At 69.4% G+C, this 13,974-nt stretch carries 17 protein-coding genes; 6 read left to right on the forward strand and 11 right to left on the reverse strand.

All coding sequences use genetic code 11. The features are described 5' to 3' along the window. Nucleotides 1–207 precede the first annotated feature (207 nt). Together AB0B48_RS01875 and AB0B48_RS01880 are read right to left on the reverse strand one after the other, a co-directional pair. Nucleotides 208–1,044, reverse strand: coding sequence for a histone (locus tag AB0B48_RS01875; protein ID WP_357194481.1), 837 nt, complete (start codon nucleotides 1,042–1,044; stop codon nucleotides 208–210). 82 nt (nucleotides 1,045–1,126) lie between these two features. Further along, nucleotides 1,127–1,330, reverse strand: coding sequence for a hypothetical protein (locus tag AB0B48_RS01880; protein WP_357194484.1), 204 nt, complete (start codon nucleotides 1,328–1,330; stop codon nucleotides 1,127–1,129). Nucleotides 1,331–1,504: 174 nt separating this feature from the next. Between AB0B48_RS01880 and AB0B48_RS01885 the strand changes: the two genes are divergently transcribed. Next, nucleotides 1,505–2,002, forward strand: coding sequence for an NUDIX domain-containing protein (locus AB0B48_RS01885; RefSeq protein ID WP_357194487.1), 498 nt, complete (start codon nucleotides 1,505–1,507; stop codon nucleotides 2,000–2,002). Nucleotides 2,003–2,005: 3 nt separating this feature from the next. Here the strand turns inward: AB0B48_RS01885 and AB0B48_RS01890 are convergent, their stop codons facing one another. From AB0B48_RS01890 to AB0B48_RS01900, 3 genes are read right to left on the reverse strand one after another with little or no spacing between them, the layout of a single operon-like run. Beyond that, nucleotides 2,006–2,968 (reverse strand): hypothetical protein, encoded by a 963-nt coding sequence (locus AB0B48_RS01890; protein WP_357194489.1) that lies wholly within the window; start codon nucleotides 2,966–2,968, stop codon nucleotides 2,006–2,008. Next, nucleotides 2,962–3,297: a helix-turn-helix transcriptional regulator gene (locus tag AB0B48_RS01895; protein ID WP_357194492.1), complete on the reverse strand. Its 336-nt coding sequence runs from the start codon at nucleotides 3,295–3,297 to the stop codon at nucleotides 2,962–2,964. The genes AB0B48_RS01890 and AB0B48_RS01895 overlap by 7 nt, the downstream gene beginning before the upstream one ends. A 20-nt stretch (nucleotides 3,298–3,317) precedes the next feature. Then, entirely contained in the window at nucleotides 3,318–4,190 is an 873-nt protein-coding gene (locus tag AB0B48_RS01900) for an AraC family transcriptional regulator (RefSeq protein ID WP_357194495.1), read from the reverse strand. Between the two features lie 143 nt (nucleotides 4,191–4,333). Here AB0B48_RS01900 and AB0B48_RS01905 point away from each other — a divergent pair, with 143 nt between their 5' ends. Then, on the forward strand, nucleotides 4,334–4,924 hold the full coding sequence (locus tag AB0B48_RS01905; protein ID WP_357194498.1) for a GrpB family protein: 591 nt from the start codon (nucleotides 4,334–4,336) through the stop codon (nucleotides 4,922–4,924). A gap of 103 nt (nucleotides 4,925–5,027) precedes the next feature. On the opposite strand, the gene AB0B48_RS01910 is transcribed toward AB0B48_RS01905, so the two are convergent. Then, a complete protein-coding gene (locus AB0B48_RS01910) occupies nucleotides 5,028–5,606 on the reverse strand; it encodes a GNAT family N-acetyltransferase (RefSeq protein WP_357194501.1) in 579 nt (192 codons plus the stop codon). Between the two features lie 66 nt (nucleotides 5,607–5,672). Between AB0B48_RS01910 and AB0B48_RS01915 the strand changes: the two genes are divergently transcribed. Beyond that, nucleotides 5,673–6,557, forward strand: a complete 885-nt coding sequence (locus tag AB0B48_RS01915) for a transglutaminase domain-containing protein (RefSeq protein WP_357194504.1) — start codon at nucleotides 5,673–5,675, stop codon at nucleotides 6,555–6,557. On the opposite strand, the gene AB0B48_RS01920 is transcribed toward AB0B48_RS01915, so the two are convergent. The 3 genes from AB0B48_RS01920 to AB0B48_RS01930 all read right to left on the reverse strand — a co-directional run bounded on the left by AB0B48_RS01920 (nucleotide 6,544) and on the right by AB0B48_RS01930 (nucleotide 9,672). Then, nucleotides 6,544–7,485: a redoxin family protein gene (locus AB0B48_RS01920; RefSeq protein WP_357194507.1), complete on the reverse strand. Its 942-nt coding sequence runs from the start codon at nucleotides 7,483–7,485 to the stop codon at nucleotides 6,544–6,546. The two genes, AB0B48_RS01915 and AB0B48_RS01920, sit on opposite strands and share 14 nt — an antisense overlap. After that, entirely contained in the window at nucleotides 7,486–8,712 is a 1,227-nt protein-coding gene (locus tag AB0B48_RS01925) for an epoxide hydrolase family protein (RefSeq protein ID WP_357194510.1), read from the reverse strand. Nucleotides 8,713–8,892: 180 nt separating this feature from the next. Then, a complete protein-coding gene (locus tag AB0B48_RS01930) occupies nucleotides 8,893–9,672 on the reverse strand; it encodes an SDR family oxidoreductase (protein WP_357194513.1) in 780 nt (259 codons plus the stop codon). Nucleotides 9,673–9,816: 144 nt separating this feature from the next. On the opposite strand from AB0B48_RS01930, the gene AB0B48_RS01935 reads away from it, so the two are divergent. Then, nucleotides 9,817–10,458 (forward strand): TetR/AcrR family transcriptional regulator, encoded by a 642-nt coding sequence (locus AB0B48_RS01935; protein ID WP_357194516.1) that lies wholly within the window; start codon nucleotides 9,817–9,819, stop codon nucleotides 10,456–10,458. Between the two features lie 23 nt (nucleotides 10,459–10,481). On the opposite strand, the gene AB0B48_RS01940 is transcribed toward AB0B48_RS01935, so the two are convergent. Continuing rightward, entirely contained in the window at nucleotides 10,482–11,315 is an 834-nt protein-coding gene (locus AB0B48_RS01940) for an SDR family oxidoreductase (protein ID WP_357194519.1), read from the reverse strand. 116 nt (nucleotides 11,316–11,431) lie between these two features. Between AB0B48_RS01940 and AB0B48_RS01945 the strand changes: the two genes are divergently transcribed. Next, entirely contained in the window at nucleotides 11,432–12,034 is a 603-nt protein-coding gene (locus AB0B48_RS01945) for a TetR/AcrR family transcriptional regulator (RefSeq protein ID WP_357194522.1), read from the forward strand. Nucleotides 12,035–12,116: 82 nt separating this feature from the next. Here the strand turns inward: AB0B48_RS01945 and AB0B48_RS01950 are convergent, their stop codons facing one another. Beyond that, the gene (locus AB0B48_RS01950; protein WP_357194525.1) at nucleotides 12,117–12,644 is read right to left on the reverse strand and encodes a cupin domain-containing protein; all 528 of its coding nucleotides are present in this window, start codon (nucleotides 12,642–12,644) and stop codon (nucleotides 12,117–12,119) included. A gap of 314 nt (nucleotides 12,645–12,958) precedes the next feature. Between AB0B48_RS01950 and AB0B48_RS01955 the strand changes: the two genes are divergently transcribed. Next, nucleotides 12,959–13,885, forward strand: a complete 927-nt coding sequence (locus AB0B48_RS01955) for an expansin EXLX1 family cellulose-binding protein (RefSeq protein ID WP_357194528.1) — start codon at nucleotides 12,959–12,961, stop codon at nucleotides 13,883–13,885. Nucleotides 13,886–13,974 lie beyond the last annotated feature (89 nt).

A 13,974-nucleotide genomic window follows, 5' to 3' on the forward strand; every position in this document is an offset into this window, starting at 1 on the left:
GCGGCGGTGCCGCAGCCGCCTCGTCGGCTTCACGCTGGGCGTCGGCCGGGAACTCCTCGGGCAGGCCGAGCTCGCGGCGCAACGCGCCGAAGTCGATGCGGGGCGCGAGTACGCGTCGGATGACCACGGGTCAATCCTGACAGCGCCACGGGTGATCCGCTTCCGGTGACCGGCCGGAAATCCGCCCGCTGTGGGGATGCTCCGCGCTCAGCCGGTCGCCTTGCGGGCGGCGCTGCGGGCCCCCCTGGGGGCGGTGGCTCGGGCGGCGACCGGGCGGGCCGGCGACTTGCGGGCGGTCACCTTGCGGGCCGGTGCCTTGGCCGCGACGGTCTTCTTCGCCGGTGCCTTCTTCGCCGCCGCCTTACGGGCGGTGGTCGACGAGGTACCCGACACCTTCGCGGCCGGGGCCTTCTTGGCCGGAGCCTTGCGGGCGCCGCCGCTGGGGCGGGTCGAGGCGGTCTTCTTCGCCGCGGTCTTCTTCGCCGCCGCCGTCTTCTTCGCCGCCGTCTTCTTGGCGGCGGACGCCGTGGTCGCCACCTTCCGCGCCGGAGCCTTCGCCGCGGTGGTGGTCTTACGCGCCGGAGCCTTCGCCGCGGTGGTGGTCTTCTTCGCCGCGCTCACCGTCTTCTTCGCCGCGCCGGTGGTCTTCTTCGCGGCGGTGGTCGTCTTGCGCGCGGTGGACGCCGGGGCCCGCTTGGCGGTGGCGGTCGTCTTGCGCGCGGTGGACGCCGGGGCCCGCTTGGCGGTGGCGGTCGTCTTGCGGGTGGTGGTCGAGGCCTTCGCGGGGGCCTTCTTGGCCGCTGCTGTGGTCTTGGTCGTGGTCTTCTTCGCGGGGGCCTTCGTAGCCGCCGTGGTGGTCTTCTTGGCCGGGGCGCGCCCCGCCCCGCCGGCGGCCTTGCGGGCCGGGGCCTTCGCGGCAGCCGTGGTGGACTTGCGCACGGGGGTGGTCCGGCTCGCCGCGGTGTTCCGCTCCGCCGCGGCGGTCTTCTTCGCGGTGGTGCGTCGGGCGGCCGGGCGCTTGGTGGCCTGCTGTGCTTCGGCCATCGTTGTTCCCTCCTTGGGGGACGTGCTCTCGCGTGCGTCCTCGCGGAGCACGAAAACCTCGGCGCGAGCCGTCCCGCGCCGCCTATCTGTCGTCCCCGGCCCAACGAGCGTCCTCGGCATCCCACGCCTCGTTCCGCTCCTGCACTCGTTGCAGGGCGTTCTCCGCGTCGGCCGCCGAGTCGTACGGGCCGAGAACGTGCTTCGCCGGACACACGTTGGAGTCCGTCTCGACCCGGTGATGCCGGGTGCACCAGTAGAACTGCCCACTACGTCCGCTGTCGCTCATGGGAATCACTGTGCACCGCGAACCGGCCGGCCGCCACCGGATCGCACAAGTCGCCGACGATCTCCACAGTAGATATGCATTGCGTTCGTCGGGCCGAAATGGCGAAACGCGTGGGACTGGAACACCAGAAGATGCGCAGGTGAGCCCTGCTGTGGGCACCTCTATGATCGCGGGATGGCGATACCGGACTACATCCTGGGGTTGCGTAAGCACGTCGGCCACGACCTGCTCTGGCTGCCGAGCGTCAGCGCGGTGGTCCGCAACGACGCCGGGGAGCTGCTGCTCGGTCAGCGCGCCGACGACGGGCGGTGGTCGGTGATCAGCGGTTTCGTCGAGCCGGGCGAGCAGCCGGCCACCGCGCTGGTCCGCGAGGTGCGCGAGGAGACGGGCGTGGAGGTGGCGCCGGTGCGGATGTCCAGCGCCGTGTCGCACCCGCACACGTACCCGAACGGGGACCGCTGTGAATACCTGAACATGGGGTTCCTGTGCCGGGTGATCGGCGGCACCGCCCGGGTCAACGACGACGAGTCGTTGGCCGTGCGGTGGTTTCCGTTGGACCAGCTGCCCGAGCTGGACAAGCACGCCCTGCTGGTCATCGCGTACGCGTTGCGCGAGAAGCAGGTGGCCGGTTACCTGGAGCCGGGTACGACGTGGGACGACGTACCCGACTGAGGTTCACACCGGGGTCGGCGCGAGGGCGACCGGCTCGGCGGGGGCCGACCGGGCCGCCCGGATGGTGTACGCGAGCGCGTACGGCGTGCAGGCCAGGTAGAGCATGGGTTCCGCCCGCACCTCGTTGATGACGATGTGGAAGATCTCCCACGAGATGGTGGGTCTGGGCAGTCTGATGTTCCATTCCGTCCAGGTGGCGAGGAGCCACAGCGGTGAGGAGATCCAGTCGACGCCGCCCAGTGGCGTCGGACTGCTGACGGGGCCGGCGCGACGGCCCGCCGCGATGACGTCGACGACGGCGAGAATCACCGCGAGGTCGGCGGCGGCGAGTGCGCCGAGGATGCCCACCCACCAGGCCACACGGAGGCGGTTGCGGGAGGCGAGGCTCGCCGCGGCCCAGAGGGCCAGCGTCAGGCCGGCCAGCCAGAGCAGCAGCCCGGGTACGAAGGTGACCGGGTCGTCCGGGGAGATGGCAGCGAGGAACACGACACCGACCGCGCCGATGGGAAGCACCACGCCGAGCGCGATGCGTAGCGGGCTGTCGAGTGCGGTGTGTCGGGCCCAGCGCGCGGCGAACACCGCCAGCAGCACTGCCAACCCGATGGTGAGTGCCGTCCAGATCGGCTTCTGCACCCGCTGGGACCAGTCCTGGGTCACCATCCGCTCGATCGGCATGAGGGCGAAGGCACTGGCGAGCACGATTCCGACGCAGGCGATCGGGGAGAGCAGCAACGCGGCGGCGGTGCGTCCGATCCGACCGCGTATGAGGCGGCGGTCGACGATCGGGGCGCCGGTCCGACCGACGGCCAGGCTCGCCGCGAAGCCCAGCATTCTCGTCCGGTGACCGCTCTCGGCCAGCACGTGCAGCTCGGCGGCCCACTCGCGGCGCAGGTCGTCGCGAACCTCGGCCGGCCAGCGGCGCGCGGCCAACTCCAACAGCAGTTCGGCGGCCCGGCGGGTCACCACGCCGGTGCTCCGGTGGGCTCGGTGCCGCCCCACGGGCGACGGCCACCGTCGGGGATCGCGGCCCGCAGGTCGGCGAGCGCCTGGCGGGCCTGCGTCACCCCGACGGCGGTCAGTCGGTAGTAGCGGCGGGCCGGCCGCCCGGCCGCGACGGGATCGATCGCCTCCCAGTCGGCGGCAAGCCAGCCGGCCCCCTGCAACCGGTGCAGCACCGGGTAGAGGGTGCCGCTGGGCAGGCCGGTCAATCGCATCAGGTCGAGCCCGTAGCGCTGCTCGTCGGGGTCGGCGAGCAGCGCCGCGAGCACCTTCGCGACCGGAATGGTCATCCGCATCCGACCACTGTATCGGAACTCTACATAGGGGTCGGTACCCGTTCGACGGGAATCCACAGCTCGGCGTCCGCCTGGGTTCCGTCCGCCGACACCCGGACCCGGGAGATCTCCGGTCCAGGTCGGCTGCGGTACGGGTTGGACGGAAACCACTGGGTGAACACGTCACGCCACAGGAATTGCACCGCCTGCGGAAACGCGCCGGAGGTGGTGAACACCGCCCACGACCCCGCCTGCACCGGCAGCGCGTCCAGGTCCTCCGGCGGCTCGGTGCCGGTCACCACCCCGTGCCAGTAGTCGAGCTCGGTGCCCTCCTGCCGACTGTCGGCGAGGTTGTCGCTGACGTTGACGATCCCCTTCGGTTCCTGATCGGAGAGCGCCTCGATCCTCTCGGTCGTCTCCGTGTCGATACTCCTGATGAACGCGACGATCGCCGGGTTCATCCCCTCGTGCACCAGCGGGACCCGGGCCTTGCGCCCCACCAGCGCGAACGCGTCCTTGTCGACGATCCGGTACTCCATGCTGCCGCTCCCTTCGACGGTGAGTCGGAAGGACATCCGGGGCTGGGCACGCAGCGCTGCCCCCGTACGCCGAGCTTCTCCTGGCCCCACGCCGTGCACGGCGTGGAACGCCCGGGCGAACGCCTCCGCCGAGCCGTAGCCGTAGTGCACAGCGACGTCGAGCAACGTCCGCTCCCCCGCCAGCACGTCCGCACCGGCGACGGTGAGCCGACGCCGACGGATGTACTCCGACAGCGGCATTCCGGCCAGCGCGGAGAACAGCCGCCGGAAGTGGTACTCCGACGTCAGCGCGATCCGCGCCAGCTCCGCCACCTCGATCTTCCGGTCGAGGTGACGCTCGATGTACGCCATGGCCTCGTTGAGCCGATCCAGCACCCGGGCCTCCTTCCCTTTCGAACACCGACGTTAGGTCGCAGGGTCGGTCGCCCACCCGACATCCGATGCCCGCATCGGTCGGGTGCGGCCACAGCGACCGCCGTGTCGTAGCCTGGCGGACTTTGCTTCCCGAGGAGGTTGACGTGGCCGAGTACCCGCAGAACGTCGTGCAGCGCTTCCACGGCACCCCCGAACAGGTCGACGCCGGCCTGGTGGGCGAGCCGCCGCGAACGTGGAAGTCCGTCGTCATCAAGGAGTACGACCCGTCCTGGGCGCAGCGGTTCATCGCCGTCCGGTCGTCGCTCACCGAGGCGCTCGGTGAGCTGATCATCGGGGTGGAACACGTCGGATCGACGGCGGTGCCGGGGCTCGCCGCCAAGCCCGTCATCGACGTCGACCTCGTCATCGAGGACACCGCCGACGAGGCCACCTATCTCCCCGCCCTGGAACGGCTCGGGTACCGGCTCGTCCTTCGGGAACCCTGGTGGCACGGGCACCGGATGCTGCTCAGCCCCGCCGAGGACGTCAACCTGCACGTCTGGCCGCAGGGTGCTCCGGAACCGGTCCGGCACCAACTTTTCCGCGACTGGCTGCGCTCGCATCCGGACGACCGGGAGCGGTACGCCGCGACCAAGCGCCGCCTCGCGCGGGACACCGCGCACCGGCCCCGCGACTACAGCCTCGCGAAGAACGACGTCATCGACGAGATCTACGCGCGCATCTTCGCCGCCTGATGACCTGACGTCGCCGACGGCCAGGCGCAGATCTTGGACAGTTTCCGTTCCGAGCAAACGGAAAGTGTCCAAGATCTGGCCGTAGACCGGGATGCGAGTCTGATCAGCGCGGCGGCTGCTGCATCATGAGCCAGGTGGGTACGGGCTTCGGCAGGAAGCTCATCACCTCCCAGCCGGCCCGGCGGTACAACTCGACGTTGCCCGGGTTGCTGGTCTCCAGGATCGCCGGCAGGCCGTCGGCGGCGGCGCGGTCCAGCCCGGCCCGCATCACGGCACGACCCCAACCGCGTCCGGCGTTGTCCGGGTGGGTGCCCAGGACACCGAGGTACCAGAACGGGAACGCCGGCAGGGCGTCGTGCAGGATGTCGTCGTAGCCCTGCACACGGGCCAGCACGTCGGCCGGGTACGGAGATATCTCCGGCGACCCGTGCGCAGCGGCCGACGGGTCAACCGGGGGCTCCCAGATGGCCACGGACGCGCCCCCACCGATCGTCCAGATCGACGATCGGTGCACCCGCTTGTCGAAGAGGTGCCCGAAGAAGGCGGCGCAGTACCGGGGATAGGTCTCCTCGTCGGGGAACAGCCACCGCAGGATCGGATCCTTGATGAACGCGGCGACGAGCGTGTCGACAACTCTGGCGCGGTAGGCGGGCGTGGCGATGGTGATCCCGGGAGTCGTCACGGCAGTCGACACTAGTCGGGAAAAGCGCCTTGACCCTGACACGGTGGCGGACCGGAGACTGGTCGCATGGACCTCGATGACTACCGGAAACACTCCGCGTACAGCGACCCGGGTCGGCACGGCGGGCTCCTCGACGCCGTGGCGACCGACTTCCCCACCGTGGCGGCGACCGCCCGCAACGTGATCGTTCACTACCGGGCCGGCGGCGTCGAGTTGCCCGACGATCGGCTCGACGAGGTGAACTGCCGCTGGGTGGACCGCATCCTCGACACTGACCAGTCCCGCTTTCCGGTGCCCCTCGCGGCGGAGCGTCCGGCCGTCGACCGCGTGGCAGGCTGCTGTCGGGACCACACGCTGCTTTCGGTCGCGGTGCTGCGTCAGCACGGCATTCCCAGCCGCAGCCGGGTCGGTTTCGCCTCGTACTTCGCGCCCGACTGGCACCACGACCATGTGCTGGTGGAGTACTGGAACGGCGACCGGTGGGTCTGGGCCGACCCGGAGCTCGACCCGGCCGGCGACTGGGGGTTCGACGGCTACGACATCGACCCGAAGGCAGGGCTCTTCGACTCGGCGGCGCGGGTGTGGTCGGCGTACCGGGCCGGGACTATCGACCCCGAGCGCTACGGCGTCAGCCCGGAGCTGCCGATCCGAGGCGACTGGTTCATCCACGACTACGTCCTGATCGAGCTGGCCCACCGGCAGAAGGACGAACTGCTGCTCTGGGACGGCTTCGGTGCGATGACCGAGGACATCGCCACCGCCGACCTCACGCTCGTGGACGAGATCGCCGCGTTGTTGCTCGCCGCCGACGACGGCGACGAGACCGCGGAGAAGGCCCTCGCCGACCGGTACGCCAGCGACGCCCGACTCCGCCCCGGCCCGCAGGTGCACAGCATCTCGCCGGTCTCCGGCACCGTGAGCACTGTCGATCTGCGCGTCAGCCGAAGGTGAAGGCGTACGCGGCCGCCCCGGGTTCGCCGAACGTGATCTCCAGGGTCCGCTTCCGGACCGGGCCGTCCTGGCGGACGAGCTGGTAGAGCCGGCCGTCCTGGAGTACGCCGTTACCGTCGACGTCGACGTCGACGCCGTGTGACGGGCCGGGAGGGTCGCCGTCGAGCAGCACGCGGAACGGGATCGGCCCTCCCGCCCCGGGGGCCAGCACGAGATGCGCGTCGCGGGCGTGGAATCGGGAGGCGATGCCGCCGCCGGCCTGGTCCAGCACGACGTTCTCCGACCCGATCGTCCACTCTCCTGCAAGGGCCCACTGGTTCAGGCCGAGGCTCTCCGGCACCTGGTAGGCGCGACGTTCGTCGAGCGCCGGGCCATTCGGCGACGCGAAGTGTTCGCCGCGACTGAAACCGAGGTACGTCTCGGGCGTCCGCAGGTTGTTCCAGTCGGCCTCCGCCTCCGGGCCGAGCCCCTTGACGGGTACGGGTTCCCGCTCGATACCGAGCAGTTGCTGGAGCACGTGCTCGGACTGCTCGTAGCGTCCCTCGCCGAAGTGCTCGTCGCGGATGACGCCGTCGGTGTCGACGAAGTAGAGCGCCGGCCAGTAGTGGTTGTCGAAAGCGCTCCAGATCGCGTAGTCGTTGTCGACCGCCACCGGGTAGTCGATCGATCGGGCCGCCACCGCCCGCCGCACCCAGTCGACCTCGTGCTCGAAGCCGAACTCCGGGGTGTGCACCCCGATGACCACCAGCCCGTCATCGCGGTATGCCTGCGACCAGGCACGCACGAACGGCTCCTGGCGCAGCCAGTTGATGCAGGTCAGCGTCCAGAAGTTGACCAGGACGACGCGTCCGCCCAGGTCGGCGGGGCCGAGTGGCTCGGCGTTGAGCCACTCGGCCGCCCCGTTGAGCGGGGGCAGGTGCACGGCCATCTAGCGCAGCGACCGGAAGGCCGTGCGAAGCTCTTCGGAGAAGATCTTCGGCTGTTCCCAGGCTGCGAAGTGCCCGCCCACGTCGAGCTTGTTGTAGTAGATGAGGTTGGAGTACGCCTGCTCGGCCCAACTCTGTGGCGCCTCGTACAGCTCGTCGGGGAAGACGCTCACGGCGACCGGAACCTTCACGCCCTTGGCGGCGAAGAACGAGAGTTTGTTCTCCGCGTACAGACGGGAGGCCGAGATCGCGGTGTTCGTCAACCAGTAGAGCGAGATGTTGTCCAGGATGTCGTCGCGGGTGAGGCCCGCTTTGGCGCCGTCGAACACCTGCGAGATCAGGGCCAGACTCTTCGCGTCGTGGTCGAGCAGGAAGGACGCCAGGCCGACCGGAGAATCGGCCAGCCCGGTCAGCGTCTGCGGACGTGTCGCCATCATGAGGGCGTACGCGACGTGTTTCCAGACGAAGTTGGCTTCCTCGGCGGCACGCATCTCGTCGTCGGAGAGCCCCGATGGCAGCGAGCCCATGGCGTTGTTCGCACCGGTGGTGTCGCCCTGGAACAACAGGTCGATCTCGGTGGGGATCGCACCGGGCATGTTGGTGTGGATGCCGAGCAGTTCCGGAGGCGCCTGGAGGCCCATCTGGTCGACGATGACCGCACCCCAGTCGCCGCCCTGCGCGACGAACCGGTTGTAGCCGAGCCGCTTCATCAGCTCCGTCCAGGCGGTCGCGATCTTCTGCGGGTTCCATCCCGACTCGGTCGGCTTGCCGGAGAAGCCGTGGCCGGGCAGCGACGGAATCACCAGGTGGAAGGCGTCCGACGCGCTCGCGCCGTGCTTGGTGGGGTCGGTGAGCGGCTCAATGATCTTCAACTGCTCGATCACGGAGCCCGGCCACCCGTGGGTGACGATGAGCGGCAGCGCGTCCTCGTGCTTCGAGCGCACGTGGATGAAGTGGATGTCCACCCCGTCGATGGTGGTCATGAACTGCGGCAGGGCGTTCAGCCGCGCCTCGACCTTGCGCCAGTCGTACTCTTTCTCCCAATAGCGGGCGACGGCCTGAATCGTCGCGAGTGGCACGCCCTGTGACTGGTCGTCCACCGTTTCCTTGTCCGGCCAGCGGGTGGCCTTGATGCGCCTCTTCAGGTCATCGAGGTCGGCCTGAGGAATGTCGACCGAGAACGGTCGAATCTCCGTGGTGCCCGGACGAGTCTTGGTTTTGACAGCCATGCGTGTTTCCTCTCCGTCTAGGTTTGCGCCTCGCGAGGAGAAATCATGGGGTGAAGGCTCTGCCCGGACTTATGTGCCAATTGGGATTGGGCACGCCGCCGCCATATCTCGGAGCCTAGTGTTGGCCGACCGCGATGGTCGGCGAAGTTGACACTTGCTCAGTAGTCGGATCTGGGCTGCTCATGCGGTCTCGGCCTGGAGGGCGGGGCCGAGGAGGAGCCCACCGTCGATGACGTACTCCGACCCCGTGATGAACGACGCGTCCGATGACGTGAGGAACAGGACAAGACGGCTGACGTCGGTCGGCTCCCCGAGCCGGGGAATGGCGAACGGCTCGGGTGAGTAGAAGTCGGCGATTGCCGCTACTGCGCCAGCTGCTGGTTCGTGGATGAAGGCGGTCGATATCACGCCGGGGTGGATGGTGTTCACCCGGATGTGGTCGCGGCCGAGCTCGAGCGCCGCCGTTCGGGTGAGACCTCGCACAGCCCACTTGCTGGCGACGTACGGCGCGTAGTGAGCCGTACCGCCCAGGGCCATCGTCGAGGCGATGTTGACGATGGCTCCCCCTGCTGCGCGGCGCAGCGCGGGGGCGGCGGCCTTGATGCCGAGGAAGGTCCCCGTGAGGTTGATGTCGAGGATGCGCGACCACGTGGCCTGCTCCGTGTTTTCGATCGTTGCCGGCGGATTCTGGACGCCCGCGTTGTTGACGAGCACGTTCAGGGCGCCGAAGGCGCTCTCGGCGGCCAGCACAGCGGCGGACCACGAGCTCTCGTCCGTGACGTCAAGGCGGGCGAAGCGAGCGCGGGTCCCGAGCTCCTCGACGAGAGCGGCGCCACGTTCCGCGTCGATGCCGCCGATCACCACGTTCGCTCCCTCCGCGTGGAAGGCGCGCACGTGGCTGGAGCCCTGGCCGCCGGTCCCGCCGGTCACGAGCACGGTCTGGTTGTCGAAGCGGGGCATCAGATGTTCCTTCGGTAGCTGGGGTGAATGACCGGGATCACCAGCGATGGCGGCGGCCAATGGTGAGCCGGTCGACTCACCACTGCCCCGACACTAGGTCGGTGGCAATGGCGAGTCAAGCCACTCACCTCGTATGCTCGGTTCATGAGCAGGGTCGTGACGACGTATCACCAGCGCGTCGCCCAGGAGAAGCGCGCGCTGATCGTCACGGCCGCGACCGCGCTGTTCCTCGAGTTGGGCTACGACCGGACGTCGCTGGCGCAGATCGCAGAGCGCTCGGGCGTTTCGCGGGCCACCTTGTTCAAGCAGTTCCCGAGCAAAGCCGCCCTGTTCGACGCCATCGTCACCGAGTCCTGGTCAACAGCCGACGAAGAGGACCCTCCGCCAGCGGGCAACGTCGTCGACGGGCTCAGCACCATCGGTCGCCGCTACGCCAAGCTGTTGAGCCAGCCCCAGATGACCGACCTGTTCCGAATCGTCATCGCCGAGCTGCCGCGGTTCCCCGAGCTGGCCCAGGCGCAGTTCTCGCACGGGAAGTTGCCCTACTACGAGTCCGTACGCAGCTACCTCCTGACTGAGCACGAGGCGGGAACGGTGCGGATCGAGGACGTGGACCTCGCAGCCACCCAGTTCCTGGGCATGATCTCCAACTACGTCTTCTGGCCGACACTCCTGGTGCCGGGCTGGGAGGTGAGCGCTGAACGCGTCGCTCAGGTAGTCGACGAGGCCGTCCGCACCATCGCCGCCCGGTACGCCACGACTAGGCCCCAGGCGTCCACCAACTGATCCCGCTGACGCTTGCGGGCCGGTCACGGGTGTCCAGGGGCAGCGACGGCTTTTTCGGCGGCTCGGCTGACCTGCTCCCAACCCGCCCAGGTGTCCATCCGCCGACGGGAGATGTCGAACGCCAGGTCGTACACCATGCTCCCGAGCAGGAGCCGCAGCGGCGGGTCGTCGCTGTCGACGAGTCGCAGCAGCGCCTCGGCGGCCAGCCGGGGTTCGCTGTCGATCGAGCCTTCCGCCCACTGGCGCTCCAGCTCGGCGCGTAGTGGCGCGTAGGCGTCCATCGGGGTGGTGGCGCTCAGACTGGTGTAGAGGTCGGTCCAGTAGCCGCCCGGCTGCACGATGCTGACAGTGATGTCGAAGGCCGCCGCCTCCATCGCCAGCGCCTCACTCATGCCCTCCAGGGCGAACTTGCTCGCGCTGTACAGGCCGGTGCTCGGGAAGCCGCCGAGCGCGGCGATGCTGGAGACCTGCACGATGTGGCCGGACCGCTGCGCCCGCAGGTGCGGCAGCACGGCCTGACTGACCCAGAGCGCGCCGAAGAAGTTGACCTCGAACTGGGCGCGCGCCTCGGCCTCGGTGAACTCCTCGATCATGCCCATGGACAGGGTGCCGGCGTTGTTGACGACGATGTCGAGCCGGCCGAAGTGCTCGACGGCGGTGTTCACGGCGGCGATGACCGCCGCCCGGTCGGTCACGTCGAGGGTCAGGGCCAGCAGCCGGTCCGCGTACTTCTCGTCGAAGTCGGCCTGGGCGATGGTCCGGGCGGCGGCGACCACCCGGTCACCCCGGTCGAGTGCGGCGTCGGCGAAGGCGCGGCCCAGGCCGCGGCTGGCGCCGGTGATGAACCAGGTACGCATGCGCTTCTCCTCGTTTCAAGACGAGACGGTCCGTCTCGCATGGCCGAGGCTAGGCGTGCGACACCACCGCCGTCAAGACGAGACGGTTCGTCTCGTTAGGTGCTATCGTTCGGCCCATGACGCCCAACACGGCCCGGCGGCGGGAGACCTCCCGCCGCGCCATCCTCACCGCGGCCTTCGACCTGCTCCAGGAGACGGGGTACGCGAAGCTCAGCATCGAGGGCATCGCCGCGCGGGCCGGCGTCGGCAAACAGACCATCTACCGCTGGTGGCCGTCGAAGGGCGCTGTCATCTTCGACGCCTTCCTCATGCTCAGCGAGGCCACCGAGGGTGGGCCGCCGACGCTGCCGGACACCGGCGACCTGGCGGCGGACCTGACAGTGGTGCTGCGCGCCACGGTCGAGGAGATGAACGATCCCCGGTACGAGCAACCGATGCGCGCCCTGGCCACCGAGATCGCACTCGACCCCGAGCTGGCCGCCGCCTACGCCGAACGCCTGGACGGGCCGCTGAAGGAGGCCAAACGGCAACGCCTGCGCAGCGCCCAAAAGGCCGGACAGATCGCCGACGACGTCGACCTCGACGTGGCGGTGGACCTGATCTGGGGTCCGCTGTTCAGTCGCTGGCAGCAACGCAGCGGGCCGCTCACCGCCGAGTACGCCGACCTCGTCGTCAGCACCGCCCTCAACGGACTGCGCCCGCGCAGATCCGCCGAGTGACTAGCTCTGAGGCGCGGACACGTCGGGCGGGAGGGCGGTACCAGGCAACCCAGAGGCAGGAGCTGCCGGGCCGGCCGAACTGTCAGAGCATTTCGGTGCGGTATACGGGAGCCAGCTCGGCTGCGCGCTGCCGGCGCTCCGCTTTCTCATCGTCGGTGAGCCGTGGCGGCGGCGCGTCCTTGCTCGCGACCTCGTCGCCGACGCGAAGGAAGTATTCGTCCTGAGCCGCTGGGGTGCACATGCACAGCATGCGCGCGGGAGCGCCGGAGACGTTGCGGAAATTGTGCGGGGCGTTGGCCGGGATGTTCACGGTTGACCCGGCCCGCACGCTGCGCTTCTCGCCGCGGAACGTGAACTCGATCTCGCCCTCGAGGATGGTGAACATCTCCTCGAAGTCGTGCCGGTGTGGCGGCGGGCCGCCGCCGTCGGGCACGCGCATGTCGATGAGGCAGTACTGCCCGTTGGTCTGCTTGCCCGTGATCAGGATGGCGTAGTTGCCCCCGGCAAGGGAGATGTAGGTGGTCGCGGGGTCGTCGGGGCTGGCCACCGTCAGTGTTCTGGTCGGGTCGTCGTCCGGGATGCCAGGGGTGGCGCTGTCGAAGGCGGTCATGCTGCTTGTCCCCTTGGTGTAGTTCTTCTAATTGAGGCTCGCGCACGAGGAGTGCGCGTCAGACCAGGGGTTGGCGGCCGTGGGAGCCGTCACGTCACGCTGCGACGTAGGCAAGGCTGCCGTCAGGACCTTCTCCCAGTTCGCGACGCCGTCGCCGCAAGGACCACGCCTCACCGTTGGTCCAGGGGCGCGCTGCACTCCTGACTCGCATCCTAGGGACTCCCTTACGGCGAGGTGCCGCAACCGAACTGAGCGGGGCGGTCCGCTTGGGCGTTGTTGCGCTGCCGCGACATGCTGCGGCAACATCAGGCGCCGTGACGGCACCAGGCACGGCCCCGGACAACGACACCCCGGCCGGCGACACCGGCAGGCCTCGGTTCAGTCGGCGGGTCCGGCACTGGTTGGCCGGCGCCGGGGTCACCGCCCTGGCCGCCGTCCTGGGCATCACCCTCGCCGTGCGCGGCGGCGCCACCCCGGCCTGCGCCGCGCCACCGACGGGCAACGCCGTCCACAAGGGAAAGGCCAGCTTCTACGACGCGGGCCGCTCGGGCGGCAACTGCTCCTTCCCCGGCCCGCCGGCGGACCGCCTCTACGTGGCCCTTGGCGCATCCCAGTACTCCGGATCGGCGGCCTGTGGCAGTTACCTGGAGGTGAGCGGCCCGAAGGGCAAGGTCCGGGTGATGGTGATGGACCAGTGCGGCGGCTGCGGACCCAGCAAGATCGACCTGTCCACCGAGGCGTTCACCAGGATCGCGGACCGGTCTCAGGGCATCGCGCCCGTGACGTATCGGGCGGTGGTGAACCCACCGCTCGACGGAGGGCTCACCTTCCGGATGAAGGGCGGCGCCTCGACATACTGGTTCGCGGTGCAGGTCGGCAACCACGGCAACCCACTGCGCTCGGTCGAGGCGAAGGGACCGGGCGGCGGCTTCCGCAAGGCCGCCCGGCAGAGCGACAACCACTGGGCAATCGAGGGCGGGATCGGCCCCGGGCCGTACAGCATCAAGGTCACCGACGTGTACGGACGCCAGGCGACCGCCACCGGCATCCGCCTGGTCACCAAGCAGGTGCAACGCAGCACGGCCACCCTCGCCAGCGCCTCCCCCACGCCCAGCAACTCACCCTCGGCCCCGCCGACCCCCAGCGCTGCGCCCTCACCGACTTCAACGGAATCGGTCGCACCCACGACGACAATCGAAGCCCTTGCCGGTGCCGCGCCACTCGACCGCCCCCGCTGCTGAACGTCTGCACGGTCAGGTAGCCCACCGCCTTGCCGTCGGTCGAGCCCGGACGACTGTTGATCCACTCGGCTTTCAGGAAGTCGGCCCTT

The organism is Micromonospora sp. NPDC049089, from assembly GCF_040648775.1.
Taxonomy (GTDB): domain Bacteria; phylum Actinomycetota; class Actinomycetes; order Mycobacteriales; family Micromonosporaceae; genus Micromonospora.

Coding starts and splice junctions, on each gene's coding strand:
- AB0B48_RS01895 (WP_357194492.1), bottom strand. CDS start 3,297: ATGCGGATGACCATTCCGGTCGCGAAGGTGCTCGCGGCGCTGCTCGCC.
- AB0B48_RS01925 (WP_357194510.1), bottom strand. CDS start 8,712: ATGGCTGTCAAAACCAAGACTCGTCCGGGCACCACGGAGATTCGACCG.
- AB0B48_RS01915 (WP_357194504.1), top strand. CDS start 5,673: ATGGACCTCGATGACTACCGGAAACACTCCGCGTACAGCGACCCGGGT.
- AB0B48_RS01945 (WP_357194522.1), top strand. CDS start 11,432: ATGACGCCCAACACGGCCCGGCGGCGGGAGACCTCCCGCCGCGCCATC.
- AB0B48_RS01940 (WP_357194519.1), bottom strand. CDS start 11,315: ATGCGTACCTGGTTCATCACCGGCGCCAGCCGCGGCCTGGGCCGCGCC.
- AB0B48_RS01935 (WP_357194516.1), top strand. CDS start 9,817: ATGAGCAGGGTCGTGACGACGTATCACCAGCGCGTCGCCCAGGAGAAG.
- AB0B48_RS01950 (WP_357194525.1), bottom strand. CDS start 12,644: ATGACCGCCTTCGACAGCGCCACCCCTGGCATCCCGGACGACGACCCG.
- AB0B48_RS01875 (WP_357194481.1), bottom strand. CDS start 1,044: ATGGCCGAAGCACAGCAGGCCACCAAGCGCCCGGCCGCCCGACGCACC.
- AB0B48_RS01880 (WP_357194484.1), bottom strand. CDS start 1,330: ATGAGCGACAGCGGACGTAGTGGGCAGTTCTACTGGTGCACCCGGCAT.
- AB0B48_RS01930 (WP_357194513.1), bottom strand. CDS start 9,672: ATGCCCCGCTTCGACAACCAGACCGTGCTCGTGACCGGCGGGACCGGC.
- AB0B48_RS01885 (WP_357194487.1), top strand. CDS start 1,505: ATGGCGATACCGGACTACATCCTGGGGTTGCGTAAGCACGTCGGCCAC.
- AB0B48_RS01920 (WP_357194507.1), bottom strand. CDS start 7,485: ATGGCCGTGCACCTGCCCCCGCTCAACGGGGCGGCCGAGTGGCTCAAC.